Here is a 19,209-nt window from a genome sequence, read left to right on the forward strand (position 1 = left end):
GGGCTGTCATTTGCCGGCACCCCGCATGGTGCGCTGGGTGCGGGGGCTGGCTTCCTGGGGCCTGCCCTGCTGCGCCGGGCCGGGGGGCGCGCCCGCGTCGGGGGGGAGCGCGGAGGCCGGCGCGGCGTTGTCGATCGCGACCGGCAAGGGCGAGATGCTGTCGCTGTCCGAACCCGCGACCGCGATGTTCGTCGCGGACCCGAGCATCGCGGACATCCAGGTGCCGTCGCCGCGCACCGTGTTCGTGTTCGGCAAGAAGGCCGGCACCACCACGCTGATCGCGCTCGGCGCGAACCATCGGCCGATCCTGCGCCGCACGGTGATCGTGCAGGTCGACACCGCGTCGCTGCAAGCGGTGCTCGACAGCCGCTTTCCGCAATTGAAGCTGTCGGTGTCCGGCGCGCCGGGCTCGCTGATGGTGGCGGGCAAGGTGCCGAGCGCGGCCGACGCGGACGCCGTGATGCAGTCGCTCGCGCCTTACGTCAACGACAAGGAAAAGATCGTCAACCGGCTCACGCTGTCGCGCCCGATCCAGGTGAACCTGCGCGTGCGCGTGACCGAGGTGAGCCGCAACGTCACGCAGCAGCTCGGCATCAACTGGAGCTCGCTCGGCTCGGCCGGCAACTTCTTCGGCGGCTTGCTCAGCGGCCGCACGCTGTTCGATCCGACGACCAAGGTGTTCAACCTGTCGCCGACCGGTGCGTATTCGGTGCTCGGCGGCTTCCGCGCGGGGCGCTGGTCGATCGACGTCGTGCTCGACGCGCTCGATCAGGAAGGCCTGATCACGATGCTCGCGGAACCGAACCTCACCGCGATGTCCGGGCAGACCGCGAGCTTTCTGGCGGGCGGCGAAATTCCGATTCCGGTCGCGCAGGCCGGCAACACCGGCGCGATCACGGTCGAGTTCAAGCCGTTCGGCGTGTCGCTCGACTTCACGCCGACCGTGCTCGCCGACAACCGGATCAGCCTGAAGGTGCGCCCGGAGGTGAGCGAGGTCGATTCGAACAACAGCGTGACGACCGGCAGCGTCAGGGTGCCGGGGCTCTCGGTGCGGCGCGTCGAGACGACGGTCGAGCTGTCGAGCGGGCAGAGCTTCGCGATCGGCGGGTTGCTGCAGAGCCAGACGGCGGATACCGTGGCGCAGGTGCCGGGGCTCGGCCGGCTGCCGATCATCGGCCGGCTGTTTTCGTCGAAGAACTTCCAGGACAACAAGACCGAGGTCGTCGTGATCGTGACGCCGTACATCGTGCAGCCGACCGGCCCCGGCCAGCTCGAGCAGGCGCTCGACACCGTCGCGCGGCCGAGCAGCGATCTCGAGTTCGCGATCCAGCGCAATCTCGGGCTCGACCTGCTGACGGGCGACACGCCGCGCCTCGTCGGCGCCGCGGGCTTCGTGTACTGACCGGAGGAGCGCGCATGCGAGTTCGAACCATCGTCGCCGCCTTGCCGCCACTGGTGCTTGCGGGCTGCTTCTCGGCGCCGCCGCCGCTCAACCTGCCCGATGCACGCGCGATCGGCTTCGACGGCGTGCACGCGGTGCCGCCCGACTGCGCGAAGCTGATGCAGCCGTCGCATCTCGTCGATGCGGGGTTCGGGCGGCCCGGCGTGCCGTTCGGCTGCGCGACCTACACGAATCTCGCGACGATGCTCGCGCGGCCGGAAGACCTGGTCGCGCCCGTGCCGTACGGCGGCGCCGATGCGCAAGTCGCCGCCGACGCGGTGCGCCGCTACGTCGAGGATCGCGTGAAGCAGCCGGCTCCGGACAAGACGCTGACGACGACCGGCTCGCCCGGCCACTGACCCGCTCCCGATGCCCATCGCGATGCCGCCCATGAACGTCCTCGATCGCCAGAATGCCAAGCGCGCCGCCGCAGCCGGTGCGGCGGATCTCATCGCGGTCGTGTCCGATGCCGGCAGCGAAGACGTGATCCGCCGCGTCGCCCAGGACTTGTCGATCACGCGCGCCCACGTGCAGCCGGGCAATTGCGACGACGCGATCCGGCTGTTGCAGCAGCACGAGCGCTCGCCGCGCCAGCTGATCGTCGACGTGTCGGATTCGGTGCTGCCGGTGTCCGACCTGATGCGGCTCGCCGACGTGTGCGATCCGTCCGTGAGGGTGGTTGCGATCGGCACGCAGAACGACGTCGGGCTGTTCCGCAACCTGCTCGGCATCGGTGTGCAGGACTACATCGTGAAGCCGCTGACCGTCGAGTTGATGCGGCGCGCGTTGACCGCGACGGAATCGGTCGTGCAGGTGCGTACCGGCAAGATCGTCAGCTTCGTCGGCGCGCGGGGCGGCGTCGGCACGACGACGGTCGCGGTGAGTCTCGCGCGCTGCCTGGCGGGCGAGAAGCGCCGCCGCGTGGCATACGTCGACCTGAACCTGCATGGCGGCGGCGCGAACTCGCGGCTCGGGCTGTCGAGCAACAACGGGCTGATCGAACTGCTGAACATGGAACAGCGTCCCGACGACGCGTTGTTCGACCGCATGTTCGTCACGAAGGGCGACCGCCTGCACGTGCTCTCGGCCGAACTGGCGTACGGCGACGACGCGTCGCTGCGCGACGATGCGATCGCGTCGCTCGTCGAGATGCTGAAGGACCGCTTCCATTACGTGCTGTTCGACGTGGGCAACCGCGCCGGCAAACTGTTCGAGGATGCGCTGACGGTGTCCGATCTCGTCTATATCGTCGCCGACCGCTCGGTGCATGCCGCATACGAAGCCGCCCGGCTTGCACGCTTCGTGAGGGAGCTGCCCGGCGAGCGGCTGCTGTCGATGATGCTGAACAACCCGCTCGAGCCGGTCAAGGGGCGCGTCGCGCAGGCCGACTTCGAGGACGCATTCGGCGGCGTGCGGCTGCGCGAGCTGCCGCACGAGCCGCAGACGCTCGCGGTCGCCGAGAACCTCGGCGAGCCGATCGAAGGCACGAAACGCCGCGGCTTCCTGGACGAGATCCGGCTGCTCGCGAACGGCATCACCGGCGAATCGATGGCCGTCGCGCAGCCGTGGTACGCGCGCTTCGTGAAATGGAGGAAAGGATCGTGACGTTCGGTACCCGCAAACGGCCGACGCCTGCGCCCGGGCCGGCGGCTTCTCCCGCCGCGCCGCCCGAAGGCGCACCGGTGCCGGGCCCGGCAGCGAGCCAGGCGCCCGCATCCGCGCGCGGGCTTGCGGTGGCCGATACCCACGAGGCGCTGATTCGTTCCGGCAAGTTCGACGCGATTCGCACCGCGGTGTTCTCGTCGATGAACATGTCGGCGGCGCTGATGAAGACGCGCGACGAAGTGCGCGCGGGCATCGAGCAGGTGGCCGCGCACACGGTCGAGCGCGAGCGCCTGAAGATCACGGCGGGCGAGCAGGTGCTGATCGTCGACGCGATCCTGAACGACATGTTCGGCGTCGGGCCGATCGAGCCGCTGCTCGCCGACGACACCGTTTCCGACATCCTCGTGAACGGCCCCGACCAGGTGTACGTCGAGCGCGCGGGCCGGCTCGAACTCACGCCGCTGAAGTTTCGCGACAACGCGCACGTGACGAGCGTCGCGCAGCGGATCGCGGCGGCGGTCGGGCGCCGCGTCGACGAGAGCAGCCCGATGGTCGACGCGCGGCTTGCCGACGGCAGCCGCGTGAACGTGGTCCTGCCGCCGATCGCGATGCGCGGCGCGTCGATCTCGATCCGCAAGTTCGCGAAGCGCGACATCACGCTCGCGCGGATGGCGCATCAGGGCAACATTTCGCACGGGATGCTGCAGGTGCTGAAGATCGCGTGCGCGTGCCGGCTGAACATCGTGATCTCCGGCGGCACCGGTTCGGGCAAGACGACGCTGCTTAACGCGCTGTCGCAACACATCGAGGAGCACGAACGGATCGTGACGATCGAGGATGCGGCCGAGCTGCAACTGCTGCAGCCGCACGTCGTCAGTCTCGAGACGCGGCCGGAGAATACGGAAGGGCTCGGCGGGATCTCGCAGCGCGACCTCGTACGCAACGCGCTGCGGATGCGGCCCGACCGCATCATCCTCGGCGAAATCCGCGGCGCGGAAGCGTTCGACGTGCTGCAAGCGATGAATACCGGGCACGACGGCTCGATGACGACGATCCATGCGAACTCGCCGCGCGACGCGATCAGCCGGCTCGAAAGCATGGTGATGATGGCGAACGCGAACCTGCAACTGCTGTCGATCCGCCGCCAGATCGCGAGCGCCGTGCACCTGTTCGTGCAGGTCGAGCGGATGCGCGACGGCGTGCGCCGCGTGACCCGGATCACCGAGATCGTCGGAATGGAAGGCGAGGTGGTGATCACGCAGGACCTGTTCGCGTTCCGCCAGGAAGGCGACACGACGCGGGATGTGGTGAAAGGCGTGTTCGAGGCGTCGTCGCTGCGGCCGGCGTTCGCGCCGCGCGCTGCGTACTACGGCGTCGAGGACGCGCTCACCGAGGTCTTCCGGCAATGAGCACCGCGGACCTGCTCGCGCTCGGCGCGTTCGTCGTGATCCTCGCGGCGGGCCTCGCGCTGTCCGCGTGGCTGGACCGTGCGCGCCACACGCCGGAGCAGCGCATTCGCGAGCGGATGCGGCACCTTGCGCCGTCGCTGGCGGGTCGGGAAGCCGGTGCGGCCGCGGCACCCGGCATCGCGCTGTTCAACCTGCCGCGGCGGCAAAGCCGCGCGCGCGCGTGGCTGCAGCGCTACGTGACGCGCGTGCGGGCGGTTGGCGGCGAACGCGGGATGCGGATCGTCGTCGCCGGCACGATCGCCGGCGCGATTGCCGCGATCGTGGTGGTGCAACTCGTCGCGTTGCCGCACGCGCTCCATCCGCTGATCTACGTCGGGCTGCCGCTGGTGGCGATGCGCGCCAGCTATCGCGCGCTGGTCGAGCGGTTCCGGCTGAGGTTTCTCGAAGCGTTCCCGGACGCGATCGACCTGATCGTGCGGGCGGTGCGCGCGGGCATTCCGGTCACGCAGGCGATCAGCACGGTGGGCGACAGCGCGGCGGAGCCGGTGCGCTCGACCTTCCGCTCGATGGGCGACAGCCTGCGCGTCGGCGCGGATCTGAAGGACGTGCTGACGCACGCGGCAGACCGGCTGATGATCGCGGATTTCTCGTTCTTCACCGTCTACCTGCTGCTGCAGCGCGAGACCGGCGGCAGCCTCGGCGAGACGCTCGACGAGTTGTCGAGCATCATCCGCACGCGCCGCGACATCCGCCTGAAGACACGCGCGTTGACCGCCGAGGGGCGGATCACGACGAAGATCATTTCGGCGGTGCCGTTCGTGATGATCGGCGCGCTGTTCCTCGTGAATCGCGCGTATGTGATGCTGCTGTTCGACACGCATGCCGGACGCGTGATGCTGACGATCGCCGCGGTGCTGCTGACGATCGGACTGCTGACGATTCACAAGATCTCGAAACTGGATACCGCGCGATGACGATGTCGATGCTGGCCGCCCGCGGCCTCGAACTGTTGCTGCTGCTCGCGTGCGTCGCGGCGGCGCTCGCGACGCCCGGCGGCGGCACGCGCCGGCGGATCGCGGAGCGCGTGCAGCTGGCGGCCGGGCAACGTCCGCTTTCGCTGGTGGCGGGGCGGCTGCAGCCGGGCGAGGTGCGACAGGACCTGACGCGGCGGCTCGCGCAACTCGGCGAGCGGTTGCCCGTGCTCGACCCGATGCAGCGTGTGAAGCTCGGGCTGCAGCTGACGCGCGCGGGCTTTCGCGAGCGGCGTGCGGTGTCGTCGATGATCGGCATCAAGCTGAGCTGCGGCGTGCTGCTCGCGGGCGTCGCGATCGTGTTCAGCCCGTACATTCCGCGCTTCGGCGAATACGTCGTGATCCGGGCGCTGGCGATGGTCGCCGCGTTCGTGATCGGCGTGATCGTGCCGGAATACGTGCTCGGCGCAATGATCCGGCGGCGCCGGCGGATCATCGCCGCGTGCTTTCCGGACGCCCTCGACCTGCTGGTGATCTGCACGATGGCCGGCAACAGCCTCGTATCGGGCGTGCGGCGCGTCGCGCGCGAACTCGAGCGCATCTGCCCGCCGCTCGCCGACGAGCTGACGGTATGCGCGGACGAACTGACGCTGAGCGGCAACGTATCCGAAGCGCTCACGCATTTCGCGACGCGCGTCGACTTTGCGTCGGCGCGCTCGCTTGCCACGACGCTCACGCAATCGCAGCGCTTCGGCACGCCGATCACGCAGGCGCTGCGAACGCTGTCGCGCAGCGAGCGCACCGAGCAGATCGTCGCGCTCGAGGAGCAGGCCGCGAAGCTCGCGCCGAAGATCACGCTGCCGATGATGCTGTTCATCCTGCCGACGGTCGGCCTGATCGCGGCGGGCCCGGCGGCGATTCGCCTGCTCGAGGTGTTCAAATGACACGATCCGTGATCCGTGCGTTCGCATTCGCGGCGGTGTTGCCGGTGCTGGCCGGCGGCTGCGCGCCGGGCATCCAGACGCGGCCGGCGCTGTCGCACAAGAGCGACGATCCGCAGGCCGAACTGCGCATTGCCGACAGCGCGCTCGCCGGCGGCAACGTCGATCTCGCGTCGACGCTGTACGAGAAGGTGCTCGCCCGGCATCCCGATTCGCTCCCGGCGCGCCTCGGGTTGGGCGACGTCAGCTACCGCGCGGGCGATCTGGAGCGCGCGCGGATTCTCTACGAGCAGGCACGACAGCAGGCACCCGCGGAACCCGGGCCGCAGGTCGGGCTCGCGCGTGTCGCGTTGCGGCAGCGCCGGCTCGACGAGGCCGCCCAGCGCTACCGCGAGCTGCTGGCCGCGCAGCCGAACCTGCCGCTCGCGGCGGAAGGGCTCGGCACGGTGCTCGACCTGCAGGGCCGCCATGAAGACGCGCAGGCCGTATACCGCGATGCGCTGCGCGTGCATCCGGATGCGCAGGGCTTGCGCGTCGACCTCGGGCTGTCGCTCGTGCTGAGCAACCGGCCGCGCGAAGGCGTGAACGTGCTGCTCGACGTGGCCGGGCTGCCCGATGCGCCGTGGCAGGCGCGCCAGAACCTCGCGTTCGCGTATGGCGTGCTCGGCAACACCGATTCGGCGAAGAAGCTGTTGTCGGCGGATCTGCCCGCATCGGCGGTGGCCGACAATCTGCGCGTCTACGAGGCCGTGCGCGCGCAGCTTGCGGCGCGCCCGGCGCCCGCCGCCGCGCGACCGTCGACGGGGGCCGCGCTCGAGCCGCACGCGCTGCCGTCCGCCGCGGGGGCGGCAAGATGACACGCCAGGCGATGGGCGTCCGTCACGCGCGCGGCGTCGTATCCCTCGAGTTCGTGCTGATGCTGCCGTTCCTGCTGATGGTGCTGATCGGCATCATCGACACGAGCCTGCTGCTGTGCGACAAGGCCGTCATCACGAACGCGAGCCGCGAGGCCGCGCGCGCGGGCGTCGTGCTGCGCGTGCCGATGCTGACCCCGACACAGATCGCCAACGTCGCGTCGACCTACACGCAGAACAGCCTCATCACCGGCGGCACCGCGACGACGCCGACCATCACCGTGACGCAGGCGAACGGCACGACGGCCGGCACCGCGCTGACGGTCACGGTGACCTACACGTATTCGGGGCTGGTGCTGGGGTCGGCATTCAGCGCGCTCACCGGCCCGGTGACGATCTCGGCCAGCTCGGTGATGCTCTATGAATGACGCAGCCGGCACGCCATGCATCGGCGCGACGCGCGAGCGCGGCTCCGTCGCGCTGTTCTTCCTGCTGTTCCTGATTCCGCTGCTGTCGTTCGGCGCGCTGGCAATCGACATCGCGTGGGTGGCCACGGTGCGCAACCAGTTGCAGAACGCCGCCGACGCGGCCGCGCTCGCGGCGGCCGACGCGATGATGTCGCCCACGGGCGGCGCGCTGAACTGGTCGCAGGCCGCGCCGGCGGCGAACGGCGTGATCGCGCAGAATGCGGCGGCAGGCGCGCCGCTCGCGACCGGCACGGTGACGACCGGGTACTGGAACGTGACGCGCAACCCCGCATCGATGCAGCCGACGACCATCACGCCCGGCCAATACGACGTGCCGGCGGTTCAGGTGACCGTGTCGCGCGCGCCGGGCGTGAACGGCGGCTCGATTCCACTGCTGCTCGGCGGGCTGCTCGGCATTCCGGGCGCGTCCGGCAGCGCGACCGCGATCGCGGTGCTCGCCGCGCCGGGCGGGGTGGCGGCGGGCGGGCTCTTTCCGGTCGCGATCGACCAGTGCGTGTACAACCAGTACTGGAACACGCTGACCAACCAGCCGCTGATCAATCCGCTGACCAACCTGCCGTACGAATTCTCGATCACGAACGGCCAGACCTACGGCACGCTGTGCATGGGCGGCCAGTGGACGTCGTTCCAGTCGACCGCGAGTGACACGACGACGATGGGCGGCCTGATGGTGACCGGCAACCCGACGACGCTCAATATCGGCGACAGCATCTATCTCGCGACTGGCGTGAAGGCGACGCTCTACACGTCGGTGCCGGTCGGCACGACGGTCGTGCTGCCGGTCGTCACGCAGACGGCGAGCAGCACCTACGTGCCGATCGTCGCGTTCGCGGCGTTCCGTATCGACGTGTCGCTCGGCGGCACGTACAAGTACATCCAGGGGCACTTCGTCGCCGGCGTGAAGATGACCGGCGTCGCGACGGGCGTCGGGCCGTACTACGGGCTGTATGTGCCGCCGCGGCTCGCGTTGTGAGCGTCGTGCCGCGCGCGACGCAGCAGCACGAGCAGCGCGAACAGCGTCACGGCCGGGCCGATCTGCGGCAGCAGCAGCCACGGGTTCAGGTATTCGGCGACCGGCAGCGCCCACATCAGCGCGATCGCGGCCTGTTCGCCGCGCAGCCAGCCGTCGCGCCAGCCGATTGACAGCATGCAGGCGATCGCGATGGCGAGCCACGCAAGTTCGTAGTGCCACACGTACGGGTTCGCCACGAGCGTCGCGACCGCCAGCACGGCGGCGCGCACGCGGGTATCGCGCGATTGCGTCCATGCGATGCACGCGGCGGCGATCGCGATTGCCGCAATACACGCTTGCGCGGCATAGGCGGCGCCGAGCGGCACGCCCGCAAGCCGGAACGCCGCGAACGGCGTCGGCGACGCGAGCCAGAACACGACACCGTGTTCGAGGACGATCGATCGCGCGAGTCCGGTGCTCGCGACGAACAGGCGCAGCGACTCGATGCCGCAAATCAGGACGCCCAGCGCGACGAACGTGCCCGTGGCGAACGCGGCCCATGCGATCGTGCGCCATGCGCGCACGGCGACCAGCACGAACGGGAACAGCAGCGCCATCTGCGGCTTGACCGACAGCAGGCCGATGCAGAGGCCCGCCCAGATCGGCCGCCGTTCGGCCCAGTGGACGGCCAGCGCCGCGCACGACGCGGTCAGGAACGCGTTTTGCCCGAGCGTCGCGGTGACGAACACGCAAGGCGCGGCGGCCAGCGCGAGCGGGCCGACGCGCGATGCGCCCGGAATCATGCCGAGACGCGAAACGCGCCACGCGACGAGGCCGAGCACGACGACGCCGATCGCGACGAACACCGGGTAACCGAGCGCGAAGGGCAGTAGCGCCAGCGGGGTCACGAGCAGCAGATAGGTGGGCGGGTACAGCCACGGGGCGAAGACGTCGCGGCGAAGGTGCGTGAACAGCCCGGTCGTCAGCCGCGAGAAGGCGGAGAAGTCGTACGCCTGCGCCGGCGAGCCGTGCAGCATCACATACGAGGCCGACCAGAACACCGAGAAGTCGGCACCGGGGCGTGCCCCGATGCTCCCTGCCCCGTGACGAACGACGGTCGTCCAGATCGTGATGAACAGTGCGTCGAGCACGAGCATCAGCACGCTGTACACGACGACGCGCCGCAGCGTGAGCCACGCGCGCACGGGCCGCTCCGCCGAGCGCATCGATTCGCGGGGAATGTCCAATTGCGGCGGTCCGGTTCTACTTGAACGACGCCTTGCGGGCGGCGGCGCCGGCGACTGCCGGCATCGCTGCCCGGCGGCGGGCAGCGGGCGCGCGCTTCAGCGGAAACTGCAGCAGCTTCGATGCCGGCTGGGCGGCGGCATCGCGCTCGGCTCGGTAGCGTCGCCTCACGAGATAGACGGGGCGCTGCTTGGACTCGTGATAGATCCGCCCGAGGTATTCGCCGATCACGCCGATACCGATCAGCTGGATACCGCCGACGAACAGCACGACGGAAATCAGCGACGGGTAGCCGTGCACCGGATTGCCGTACAGCAGCGTGCGCACCACGATGAAGGCGCCATACGCGAGCGACAGCATCGCGAACGTGAGACCGACGTAGGTCCACACGCGCAGCGGCACGGTGCTGAAGCTCGTGATGCCCTCGAGCGCGAAGTTCCAGCGTCGCCATCCGGAGAACTTCGAGCGGCCGCCGCTGCGCGGCGCACGCGTGTATTCGACGATAGCGGTGCGAAAGCCGACCCACGCGAACAGCCCCTTCATGAACCGGCGCCGCTCCGGAAGCGCGCGCAGCGCTTCGACGACCTCGCGATCCATCAGGCGGAAATCGCCGACGTTTTCCGGCATTTCGACTTCGGACAGCGCGTTGTGCACGCGATAGTAGAGCGCCGCCGCCGCGCGCTGCAGGTATGGGTCGCACATGCGGTCGGTGCGTTTCGCGGCGACGACTTCGGCACCGGCGCGCCAGTGTTCGATCATCGCGGGAATCAGGGCGGGAGGGTCCTGCAGGTCGGCGTCGATCAGGATCACCGCGGCGCCGGCGGCCTCGTCGAGGCCCGCGGTGAGCGCGGCTTCCTTGCCGAAGCGGCGTGTGAGATCCACGACGTGTACGCGCGCGTCGCGGGCGGCGATCGCGAGCAGCCGGTCGAGCGTGCGATCGCGGCTGCCGTCGTTGATGCAGACGATGTCGAAGCGGACCCCGGCGACCGACTCGAGAACGGGCAGCGTTTCGGCAAAGAACGCGTCGATCGTGTCTTCTTCGTCATGAAACGGCACGACGAGCGATATCAGCGGTTTCCTGGCGTGCGTGGACATGCTGCGGTCTCCCGAGAGATCCGGCCTGCGCTGCACCGTATGGTTCCGGTTGTCGTCCGCCGAACGGGCCCGGCCCGGTTCGGCGTGAATGCGGTTCCGGGGTGCGTGTCCACCGCCGCCCGGACGATACGTGTTGCGTTCATTGTACGCAGGAATCGCCGATTCGTAACACGTATCGGCGGTTTCGCACGACGGGCGGCTTGCCGGGCAACGCACCGGTCGCGGCGTGGCCGGCGCATCGCGCGCGGCAGCGCTAGGATGGCGTTTTCACGACCGCGGGAGGGCGCGATGCAGGTTCACGATCTGGTCGGTGCGCCGCTCGATTTCTGGGTGGCGATGGCGGAAGCACTCGGCGCGCCGCGCGTCGACGCCGCGGGATGCACGGTCCTGCGCGAACCGGGCGGCACGCCGGTGCCGTACGCGCCGTCGTCGTCGTGGGTAGACGGCGGGCCGCTCGTCGAGCGTTTGCCGTTCGGTGCGTTCGAGCGCGACGGCGGGCACGGTGCGTGGCGCGCGGTGCTGCATCGGGCAGTGCCGGCGGCCGGCGAGCGCTGCACGTTCAACCAGTCGGGCCCGACGCTGCTGGTCGCCGCGATGCGCACGCTGGTTGCGTCGACGTTCGGCGACGACGTGCCGGATCTCGACATGGCGAAGGCGCGTTGAACGCCCGCACAGGCGACGACGTGCAGCCGGTTACGCGGCCGACAGGTTGCGCACCGCGATCGACGCGACGTCGACGCGCTTCGGCAGGATCGCGTCCGCGGCCGCGCGATCGGCGACGCGCTGCAGCACGTCGATGTCCGCGTCGGTGACGCCGCGCTGCGCGAGCGCCGCCCGGCGCGCGATGTCGGCGGCCGCCTCGCGCGGCAGGCGCGTGAGCGACGCATAGACGGTCGCGTAATCGGCGGGATGCCCGAGCGCCCACTGGCCGGCTCGGGTGAGCCGCGCGAGCACGTCCGACAGCGCCGCGCGCTTCGCGCGATCGTCGAGCGTGTCGACCGGCGACGTGAGGAACGCGAGCCCGGAATTGATCCCGCTGCCGTCGCGCACGATGCGCGCACCGCGCCGGACCACGTTGCCGTAATACGGATCGAAGGTCGCCCAGATACCGATCTGCCTGGCCTCGAACGCGGCGAACGCGTCGACCGGCAGCACGAAGCGCACGTCGACGTCGCCAGGCGCGAGGCCGTGTTCGCGCAGCGCGCCGTAGAGCTGGTATTGCGAGATGCTGCCGCGCGCCGACGACACGACGACGGTGCGCCCCTTCAGGTCGGCGACGGTGCGCACCGGCGAATCGGGCTGCACGACGATGCCGAGCGATGTGGGCGAGCCGACGCGCGTGGCCACGATCCGCAGCGCCGGATCGCCGAGCGCGGCCGTCAACACCGGCAGGTCGCCGGCCGGCGCGAGGTCGATCGCACCCGCGCGCTGTGCTTCGAACAGCGGCGCGGCGCCCTGGAAATTCGCCCAGCGAAACCGGTACGGCACGCCGTCGAGCACGCGCGCGGCTTCGGCCAGCGCGCGCAGGCCGCCGGCCTGGTCGCCGAGCACCAGCGTCACGTTGGACAGGTCGGGGCCGGCCGCGCGGACGGGCCGTGCGGCGGCGCCGGCAAGCGGTGCGGCGGCCAGGGCGGCCACGCGCAGCAGTGCGCGGCGGCGGGCCGGGGCGGGGGGCGAAGTCATCGGCGGCAGGTCCTCGGTGATCCGCGCGAGAGGCCGCGCGGCTGCCGGGCAGATTACGGAATCGGTTTCGCGCCGGCAAACATCGAATCGCGAAATGCTTATTCGCGCGTCCGTTATCGGCGAGACAGGCGCTAGCCCGCGGCAGGAACGGCGCGCAGGAACGCGCGTACCGCGGGCGCCTTCTCGAAGCGCCGGTGCGCGAGCGCGAGCTCGGACATGATCGGCTTGCCGGCGATCGGCCGGTACACGACGCCCGGCAACGACACGCAGCCGGCGAGCGCGTCCGGGATCACGGCGACCCAGCCGTTTACCGATACGCACGCGAGCACCGCGAGCAACCCGCCCGGCCGCGCGGCGATCACCGGCGCGAAGCGGCCGCGGCGTGCGACTTCGAGCGTGCCGCGCTCCTGTTCCGGCACGGCGAAGCGTGCGTCGGCGAGATCGGCGGCACGCACGGTGGTCATCGCCGCGTAACGCGAATCGGCCGGCACAGCCGCGACGAATACGTCGCGCTGCAGCGTGACGATCCGCAGCCCGCCCGGCAGCGGCAACGGCGGGCGCACGTACGCGAGGTCGAGCCGGCCCGCGTCGAGCTGTTTCGCGACGTCGTCCATCGGTACCTCGCGCAGGTTCAGCTCGATGCGCGGATGCGCGGCGCGGAACGCGCCGACCGTGCGCTGCAGCGTGCCCGAATAGACGGCCGACGACACGTAGCCGATCTCGATCCGGCCGAGTTCGCCGCGTTCGGCGAGCGTCGCGAGTTCGCGGCCGCGCTGCAGATGCTCGACCGCCGCGCGCGCCTCGGCGAGAAACGCAATGCCTGCCGCCGTCAGCGAAACCTCGCGGCGCGAGCGCTGGAACAGCCGCACGCCGAGCAGCCGCTCGGCCTCCTGGATCTGCCGCGTGAGCGCGGGCGGCGCCATGTCGAGCGCGTCGGCCGCGCGCGCGAAATGCAGGTGCTGCGCAACGCTCAGGAACGCGCGCACGTGACGGAATTCGAGCGGATTCATGATTGCAATTTTCGTTAATGAAACTGCATCGGTATGTCAATGACGGGTAATACCGGGCAAGCCTAGCATACGGCTCGTTCCTCTTGTTCCGGAGCCGTCGATGTCCCAGTCTTCTCCCGCCCCGCGCGCAGGCGCGCCTGCCGCCGAGCGCACGGGCACCCGCCTGCCGGCCGCCGCGACGCTCGCGGTCGCGTCGGCGACGTGCTCGCTGATCGTGCTCGACACGAACGTCGTCGCCGTGTCGCTGCCGAGCATCGCGCGCGGCTTCCATGCGAGTTTCGCCGACATCGAATGGGTCGTGAGCGCCTACATGACCGCGTTCGCCGCATGCCTGCTGCCGGCCGGCGGGCTGGCGGACCGCTTCGGACGCAAACGCATGCTCGGCGCGGGGCTCGCGCTCTTTTCGCTCGCGTCGCTCGGGTGCGGGATCGCGCCGTCGGCCGGCTGGCTGATCGCCGCGCGCGCGGCAAAGGGCGGCGGGGCCGCGTTGTTGCTGACGGCCGCGCTCGCGGTGATCGCGAACCGCTTTCCGGACGGACGCGAACGGGCGCGTGCGTGGGCGATCTGGGGGATGTGCATGGGGATCGCGACGGCCGTCGCGCCGCTGGTCGGCGGCGCGATCACGCAGTGGATCGGCTGGCGCTGGGTGTTCCTGCTGAACCTGCCGGTGTGCGCGCTGCTCGCGGCCGGCGCGCGCGTCGCGATCGACGAGTCGCGCGATCCGCACGCGAAACGGGTGGATGCCGCCGGCAGCCTGCTGTTCGGCGCGGCGCTCGCCTGCGCGATCGCGGCGCTGATCGGCGCGCCGTCGCATGGCTGGCTGTCGGCCGCGACGCTCGGCCGGTTCGCGCTGGCCGCCGCGCTGCTGGCCGCGTTCATCGGCGCGGAGCGCTGGCAGGCGCGGCCCATGATCGATCTGGCGCTGTTCCGCCAGCCGCGTTTCGTCGGTGCCGTGCTCGCGATGTTCGGTTATGCGGCGTGCGCGCAGGTGATGATGACGTTCCTGCCGCTGTACCTGCAGAACGCGTTCGGGATGTCCGCGATCGACGCGGGGCTCGGGATGCTGCCGTTCGCGTTCGCGATGATCGCCGGGCCCTCGCTCGGCGGCCTGCTCGCCGCGCGCGTATCGTCCGGCGGCGTGCTGGCGGGCGGGCTCGCCCTGATCGGCGCGGGCAATCTCGCGACCGCGGCGCTGACGGCCGGCGGCGACTACCGGCTCGTCGCGCTCGGCATGTTCGTGACCGGCTGCGGCGCGGGCATCATGAACGGCGACACGCAGAAGGCGATCATGGCGTGCGTGCCGCCGGGCCGTACCGGGATGGCGTCGGGCATCAGCACGACCACGCGCTTCTCGGCGATCGTGACGGCCGTCGGCGTGCTCGGCGCGGTGCTGGCCGCCAGCACGCACGCGCACCTCGACCGGCTGCTGTCCGCCGCGCCGGGCATGCGCGCGTTCGTCGACGCGCCGTTCATGTCGAGCCTGCTGGCCGGCGATCTCGCGCAGGCGCTCGCGCACGTGCCGCCGTCGGCCGCGCGCACGCTTGCCGATGCGGCACCCGCGGCCTTCGCGAGCGGATTCGCCGCGGCGCTGACGGTCAGCGGCGTGCTCGCGCTTGCCGTCGCCGTCATCGCATACAAGTTGCTTGCGCAACCGATGCGCGACGCGTGATGCGTGCGGCGGGCGTTCATGCCTCGCTCGTTGCACGCGACGATACGGAGCCGCCGGGCTTGCGCGTTCCGGTTTCGCGCAGCGTGTTCAGGATGTCGTCGGCGATCGATTCAGCGCGACTTCGTCGTGATGCGATGAACGCGCACCGCGCGCGCGACACGCGGCCGTTGCGATGCACCGCAGTGCGTCGCCTGCCGGCGGCGCGTGCGTCGGGTCGGTTCCGGCGGGGCGTCGGCGATCGGCACATTCGCCCGCGCATCCGCATCCGCATTCGCGGCAACCGCCGCGACGGCCGGCTGCGCGGCCTCCGCGTCGAGCCAGCCGCGCGTCGCCTCCGCGATCAGCCCGCGCAGCCAGCGCACGCCGTCGACGCAGGCGCCCGACTCGTTCCACGTCATCCGGTACACGATCTCGGGCGGCTCGGCCGGCAGTGCCACCGCGCCGAGCGGCAGCAGCTTCGCGTAGTGGCGTGCGAGCCGGTACGTGGTGGTGAGGATCAGGTCGGAGCGCACGAGCGCATGCGCGGCGAGTTCGAAGTGCGGCAGCGTGACGACGATCCGCCGCTGCAGGCCGACGCGTTCGAGCTGCCGGTCGATCGCGCCGGACGCTTCGAGCCACGACGGTGTCGGGCACAGTTGCGCGGCGCGCGCGAATTCGGCGGCCGTCATCGCGCCGCGCCGTGCGAGCGGATGCGTGGCGCGCATCAGGCACACGACGCGATCGTCGAACAGGTCGTCCTGCCGGAACCGCGACAGGCGGGCAGGGCGGTTGTCGATCACGACGTCGAGCTCGCCGTCGGCGAGCGCGCGTTCGTCGTCGTAGCCGTCGCCGAGCGGATGGAACACGAGCTGCGCGTTCGGCGCGCGTTCGCGGAACAACGCGACGAGCTTCGGCACGAACAGCACGTTCAGGTAATCGGGGCAACCGATCCGGTAGGTGCGCACCGACGTGCGCGCGTCGAAGGTCGGCTGCTGGATGCGGATGAAGTCGATCACGCGCAGCGCGTTGCGCAGCGGCTCGATCAGCCGCGCGCCGAACTCGGTCGGCACCATGCCGTAGCGGCTGCGCACCAGCAGCGGATCGCCGAGCAGCGTGCGCAGCCGCTTGAGCGCGGCGCTCGTCGCCGGCTGCGACATGTTCAGCCGCACGGCCGCGCGCGACACGGTGCGCTCGGTGAGCAGCACGAGCAGGATGCGCATCAGGCGCGCGTCCAGACCGTCGAGCGCAGCCCTTGCGTCGGACGCATCGAGGGACAGGTCGTTCGGCGCCGGTGCGTCCCGCATGTCGCTACGCGTTCCCGCGGCCCGTCATTTGACGAAGGTGCCCGGCCAGCCGACGATCCGCTTCGGGCGCGGCGGCGCATAGGTGCGGACCTTCGACGTCTTCAGCTTCAGGCGCACCAGCGATTCCGCGAGCGCGACCGCGGCCGACACGCCGTCGACGACGGGCACGCCCGTGCATTCCTCGATCTGCCGGTCGAGGCCGGCCATCCCGCCGCAGCCGAGGCAGATCACTTCCGCGCGATCGTCCTTCACCGCGCGCGCGGCCTGGTCGACGATCGACTCGATCGCGCGGGCAGGGTTCTCCTCGAGCTCGAGCACCGCGAGACCGCTCGCGCGCACCGACGCGCAGCGCGCGTCGAGTCCGGCGAGCTTCAGGCGATCCTCGATCAGCGGCACCGTGCGGTCGAGCGTCGTGACGACCGAGTAGCGGTGGCCGAGCAGCATCGCGATACTCGCGGCCGCTTCGGTGATGTCGACGACCGGCACCGTCAGCAGTTCCTGCAGCCCTTCGCGGCCGTGTTCGCCGTAGCCGGCCTGGATCACCGCGTCGTATGGCTCGTCGTAGCTCAACACGCGGTCCATCACGGCGATCGCCGCGAGGTAGCTCTCGAAGTTGCCTTCGACCGATTCCGCGCCGAAGCGCGGCGTCAGCCCGACGATCTCCGTGCCCGGCGACGCGGCGGCCCGCGCCTGCGCGGCGATGGCGTCGGTGATCGACGCGGTCGTGTTGACGTTGACTACCAGGATTCTCATCGGTGCACTCCGTATGCTGCGTTCAGTGTCGGGCGCAGGCGACCGCGATGGGTTCGCCCGAGCGCTCGTCGTATTGCCGTTTGCGATCGGCCGTCAGCCAGTACACGCTGCCCGCGATGGCCGCGCCGAGCAGCCAGGAGAACGGCGTCATCGCGCTGAAGGCCGGCACGACGGCGAGCGTGATCGAGATCAGCGCGGACGGCACGAGCGCCGCGATCGCCTTGCGGTTCACGCCGCGCGTGTAGAAATACGCGCCGCTCGGCGCTTCGGTATAAAGGTCCGGCACGTTCACGCGCTGCTTGCGCACGAGCCAGTAGTCGACCGTGATGATGCCGTACAGCGGGCCGAGCAGCGCGCCGAGGCCGGACAGGAAGTAGACGATCACGATCGGGCTGTTGTACAGGTTCCACGGCAGGATCAGCACCGCGACCGTCGCGCTGATCAGGCCCGCGCGGCGGAACGTCAGGCGGTGCGGCGCGAGGCTCGTCAGTACGAAGGCCGGCGCGACGAAGTTCGCCATGATGTTGACCGCGACCGTCACGATCAGGAATGCGAGGCAACCGAGCACGAGGAACAGCTTGTTCGGCACCGTCGCGATGATTTCCGTCGGGCTGTGGATGATCTGGCCGTTCAGCTTGAACTGCGCGCCCGCGAGAACGAAGCTGATCGTCGCGAACACCAGGATGTTCACCGGCAGGCCCCAGAAGTTGCCGACCCGCACCGTCTTCGCGCTCGGCGACGCGCGCGCGAAATCGCAGAAGTTGAGCACCAGCGTGCCGTAGATTGCAAGCCACAGCGCGCCGCCCGCGAACACTTCGGTCCACATCTTCAGGCCGGTCATCGGCTTGCCGATCGACATCGCGAGATGGCCGCCGGTGCGGCTGAACATCCATGCGGCGAGCGACAGCGTCGTGACGAGGATGATCGGGCCGGCGAGCCCTTCGTACTTGCGGACCATCTCCATCCCGTAGGTGAGGATGCCGATCTGCACCAGCCAGATCGCGACGAACGTCACCCAGCCGAGCGTCGACAGCCCGCAGATCGCGTTCTCGTCGAACGCGGCGAGGCCCGGCCAGATCGCGGTGAGCAGCACGCGCAGCACGACCGACGCGAGGTAGGTCTGGATGCCGAACCATGCGATCGCGATCACCGCGCGGATCATCGCGGGCAACAGCGCGCCGTAGATGCCGAAGCTCATCCGGCTGATCACCGGGAACGGCACGCCGGTCTTCTGGCCCATGTAGCCGGTGAGGTTCATGAAGCCGTACACGAGCACCGCGCCGATCGCGAGCGATGCGAGCATCTGCCAGCCCGACAGGCCGAGCGCGAACAGCCCGATCGCGAACGAGTAGTTCGCGATGTTGTGCACGTCGTTGGTCCACAGCGCGAAGATGCTGTAGCGGCCCCAGGTGCGGCCCTCCGCCTTGGTCGGCGCGAGGTCGGGGTTGTGCAGCCGGGGGCTCAGCGCGGGGTCGCGCGCGGCGGTACCGGTTCGATGCAATGCGTCGTCCGCGCCGAGCACGATGCCCGCGCGGTGGGTGGCTTCCAGTTGCACGCGTTGTCTCCTTCCGTGTGCGGGGCGCGAACCGGCAGCGTGTGCACGCAGCGCAGGCCCGGCCGCCGTGGACGTTATGTCTCGGATTTGTTCGCGAGTATGGGTGGCCGTCGCGGCGATGGGAAATTAAATATTCGGCTGGGGGGCATTTGAAAAATGAATGGGGCCGGGTCGCCGGCGGTGGCAATGGAGGAGATGGACGGCACGCGCATTGCTCGCCACAGGTCTCCATCCAGTCGACATCAGCGGAGGTGT

At 70.2% G+C, this 19,209-nt stretch carries 18 protein-coding genes; 11 read left to right on the forward strand and 7 right to left on the reverse strand.

Annotated features, from left to right (window positions below):
• Positions 1–25: 25 nt before the first annotated feature.
• Genes DID99_RS32820 through DID99_RS32860 form a run of 9 tightly spaced genes read left to right on the forward strand, consistent with a single transcriptional unit; the run spans position 26 to position 8,682 of the window.
• Complete coding sequence (locus tag DID99_RS32820) at positions 26–1,402, forward strand: type II and III secretion system protein family protein (RefSeq protein ID WP_124668357.1); 1,377 nt, start codon at positions 26–28, stop codon at positions 1,400–1,402.
• A 14-nt stretch (positions 1,403–1,416) separates the two neighbouring features.
• Positions 1,417–1,800 carry a CpaD family pilus assembly lipoprotein gene (locus DID99_RS32825; protein WP_044843870.1) on the forward strand — a complete coding sequence of 128 codons (384 nt, stop codon included), beginning with the start codon at positions 1,417–1,419 and terminating at the stop codon, positions 1,798–1,800.
• A 22-nt stretch (positions 1,801–1,822) separates the two neighbouring features.
• Positions 1,823–3,046 (forward strand): AAA family ATPase, encoded by a 1,224-nt coding sequence (locus DID99_RS32830; RefSeq protein WP_124668358.1) that lies wholly within the window; start codon positions 1,823–1,825, stop codon positions 3,044–3,046.
• Entirely contained in the window at positions 3,043–4,455 is a 1,413-nt protein-coding gene (locus DID99_RS32835; protein ID WP_124524163.1) for a CpaF family protein, read from the forward strand. The genes DID99_RS32830 and DID99_RS32835 overlap by 4 nt, the downstream gene beginning before the upstream one ends.
• Complete coding sequence (locus tag DID99_RS32840; RefSeq protein ID WP_124488401.1) at positions 4,452–5,429, forward strand: type II secretion system F family protein; 978 nt, start codon at positions 4,452–4,454, stop codon at positions 5,427–5,429. Before DID99_RS32835 ends, DID99_RS32840 begins: the two co-directional genes overlap by 4 nt.
• Positions 5,426–6,370, forward strand: a complete 945-nt coding sequence (locus tag DID99_RS32845) for a type II secretion system F family protein (protein ID WP_044843873.1) — start codon at positions 5,426–5,428, stop codon at positions 6,368–6,370. Before DID99_RS32840 ends, DID99_RS32845 begins: the two co-directional genes overlap by 4 nt.
• Positions 6,367–7,224 (forward strand): lipopolysaccharide assembly protein LapB, encoded by an 858-nt coding sequence (locus DID99_RS32850; RefSeq protein ID WP_124668359.1) that lies wholly within the window; start codon positions 6,367–6,369, stop codon positions 7,222–7,224. Before DID99_RS32845 ends, DID99_RS32850 begins: the two co-directional genes overlap by 4 nt.
• On the forward strand, positions 7,221–7,649 hold the full coding sequence (locus DID99_RS32855; protein ID WP_044843875.1) for a TadE/TadG family type IV pilus assembly protein: 429 nt from the start codon (positions 7,221–7,223) through the stop codon (positions 7,647–7,649). The genes DID99_RS32850 and DID99_RS32855 overlap by 4 nt, the downstream gene beginning before the upstream one ends.
• The gene (locus DID99_RS32860) at positions 7,642–8,682 is read left to right on the forward strand and encodes a TadG family pilus assembly protein (protein ID WP_124668360.1); all 1,041 of its coding nucleotides are present in this window, start codon (positions 7,642–7,644) and stop codon (positions 8,680–8,682) included. The genes DID99_RS32855 and DID99_RS32860 overlap by 8 nt, the downstream gene beginning before the upstream one ends.
• Here DID99_RS32860 and DID99_RS32865 read toward each other — a convergent pair.
• Together DID99_RS32865 and DID99_RS32870 are read right to left on the reverse strand one after the other, a co-directional pair.
• A complete protein-coding gene (locus tag DID99_RS32865; RefSeq protein ID WP_260444747.1) occupies positions 8,646–9,908 on the reverse strand; it encodes a glycosyltransferase family 87 protein in 1,263 nt (420 codons plus the stop codon). The genes DID99_RS32860 and DID99_RS32865 overlap by 37 nt on opposite strands.
• A 16-nt stretch (positions 9,909–9,924) precedes the next feature.
• Positions 9,925–11,001, reverse strand: a complete 1,077-nt coding sequence (locus DID99_RS32870) for a glycosyltransferase family 2 protein (RefSeq protein ID WP_124668361.1) — start codon at positions 10,999–11,001, stop codon at positions 9,925–9,927.
• A gap of 288 nt (positions 11,002–11,289) precedes the next feature.
• Here DID99_RS32870 and DID99_RS32875 point away from each other — a divergent pair, with 288 nt between their 5' ends.
• Positions 11,290–11,664 carry a phage protein NinX family protein gene (locus DID99_RS32875; RefSeq protein ID WP_044843879.1) on the forward strand — a complete coding sequence of 125 codons (375 nt, stop codon included), beginning with the start codon at positions 11,290–11,292 and terminating at the stop codon, positions 11,662–11,664.
• Positions 11,665–11,694: 30 nt separating this feature from the next.
• Here the strand turns inward: DID99_RS32875 and DID99_RS32880 are convergent, their stop codons facing one another.
• Both DID99_RS32880 and DID99_RS32885 read right to left on the reverse strand, forming a co-directional pair.
• Positions 11,695–12,684 carry an ABC transporter substrate-binding protein gene (locus DID99_RS32880; RefSeq protein ID WP_124668362.1) on the reverse strand — a complete coding sequence of 330 codons (990 nt, stop codon included), beginning with the start codon at positions 12,682–12,684 and terminating at the stop codon, positions 11,695–11,697.
• A 131-nt stretch (positions 12,685–12,815) separates the two neighbouring features.
• Positions 12,816–13,694 (reverse strand): LysR family transcriptional regulator, encoded by an 879-nt coding sequence (locus DID99_RS32885; protein WP_124668363.1) that lies wholly within the window; start codon positions 13,692–13,694, stop codon positions 12,816–12,818.
• A gap of 100 nt (positions 13,695–13,794) precedes the next feature.
• Here DID99_RS32885 and DID99_RS32890 point away from each other — a divergent pair, with 100 nt between their 5' ends.
• Positions 13,795–15,363, forward strand: a complete 1,569-nt coding sequence (locus tag DID99_RS32890; protein ID WP_124668364.1) for an MFS transporter — start codon at positions 13,795–13,797, stop codon at positions 15,361–15,363.
• 110 nt (positions 15,364–15,473) lie between these two features.
• On the opposite strand, the gene DID99_RS32895 is transcribed toward DID99_RS32890, so the two are convergent.
• From DID99_RS32895 to DID99_RS32905, 3 genes are read right to left on the reverse strand one after another with little or no spacing between them, the layout of a single operon-like run.
• The gene (locus DID99_RS32895; protein ID WP_124668365.1) at positions 15,474–16,646 is read right to left on the reverse strand and encodes a LysR family transcriptional regulator; all 1,173 of its coding nucleotides are present in this window, start codon (positions 16,644–16,646) and stop codon (positions 15,474–15,476) included.
• A 24-nt stretch (positions 16,647–16,670) separates the two neighbouring features.
• Complete coding sequence (locus tag DID99_RS32900; protein WP_124521136.1) at positions 16,671–17,399, reverse strand: aspartate/glutamate racemase family protein; 729 nt, start codon at positions 17,397–17,399, stop codon at positions 16,671–16,673.
• A 22-nt stretch (positions 17,400–17,421) separates the two neighbouring features.
• On the reverse strand, positions 17,422–18,954 hold the full coding sequence (locus DID99_RS32905) for an NCS1 family nucleobase:cation symporter-1 (RefSeq protein ID WP_124668366.1): 1,533 nt from the start codon (positions 18,952–18,954) through the stop codon (positions 17,422–17,424).
• Positions 18,955–19,209: the final 255 nt, after the last annotated feature.

This window comes from Burkholderia sp. Bp8986 (genome assembly GCF_003854225.1).
Classification (GTDB): domain Bacteria; phylum Pseudomonadota; class Gammaproteobacteria; order Burkholderiales; family Burkholderiaceae; genus Burkholderia.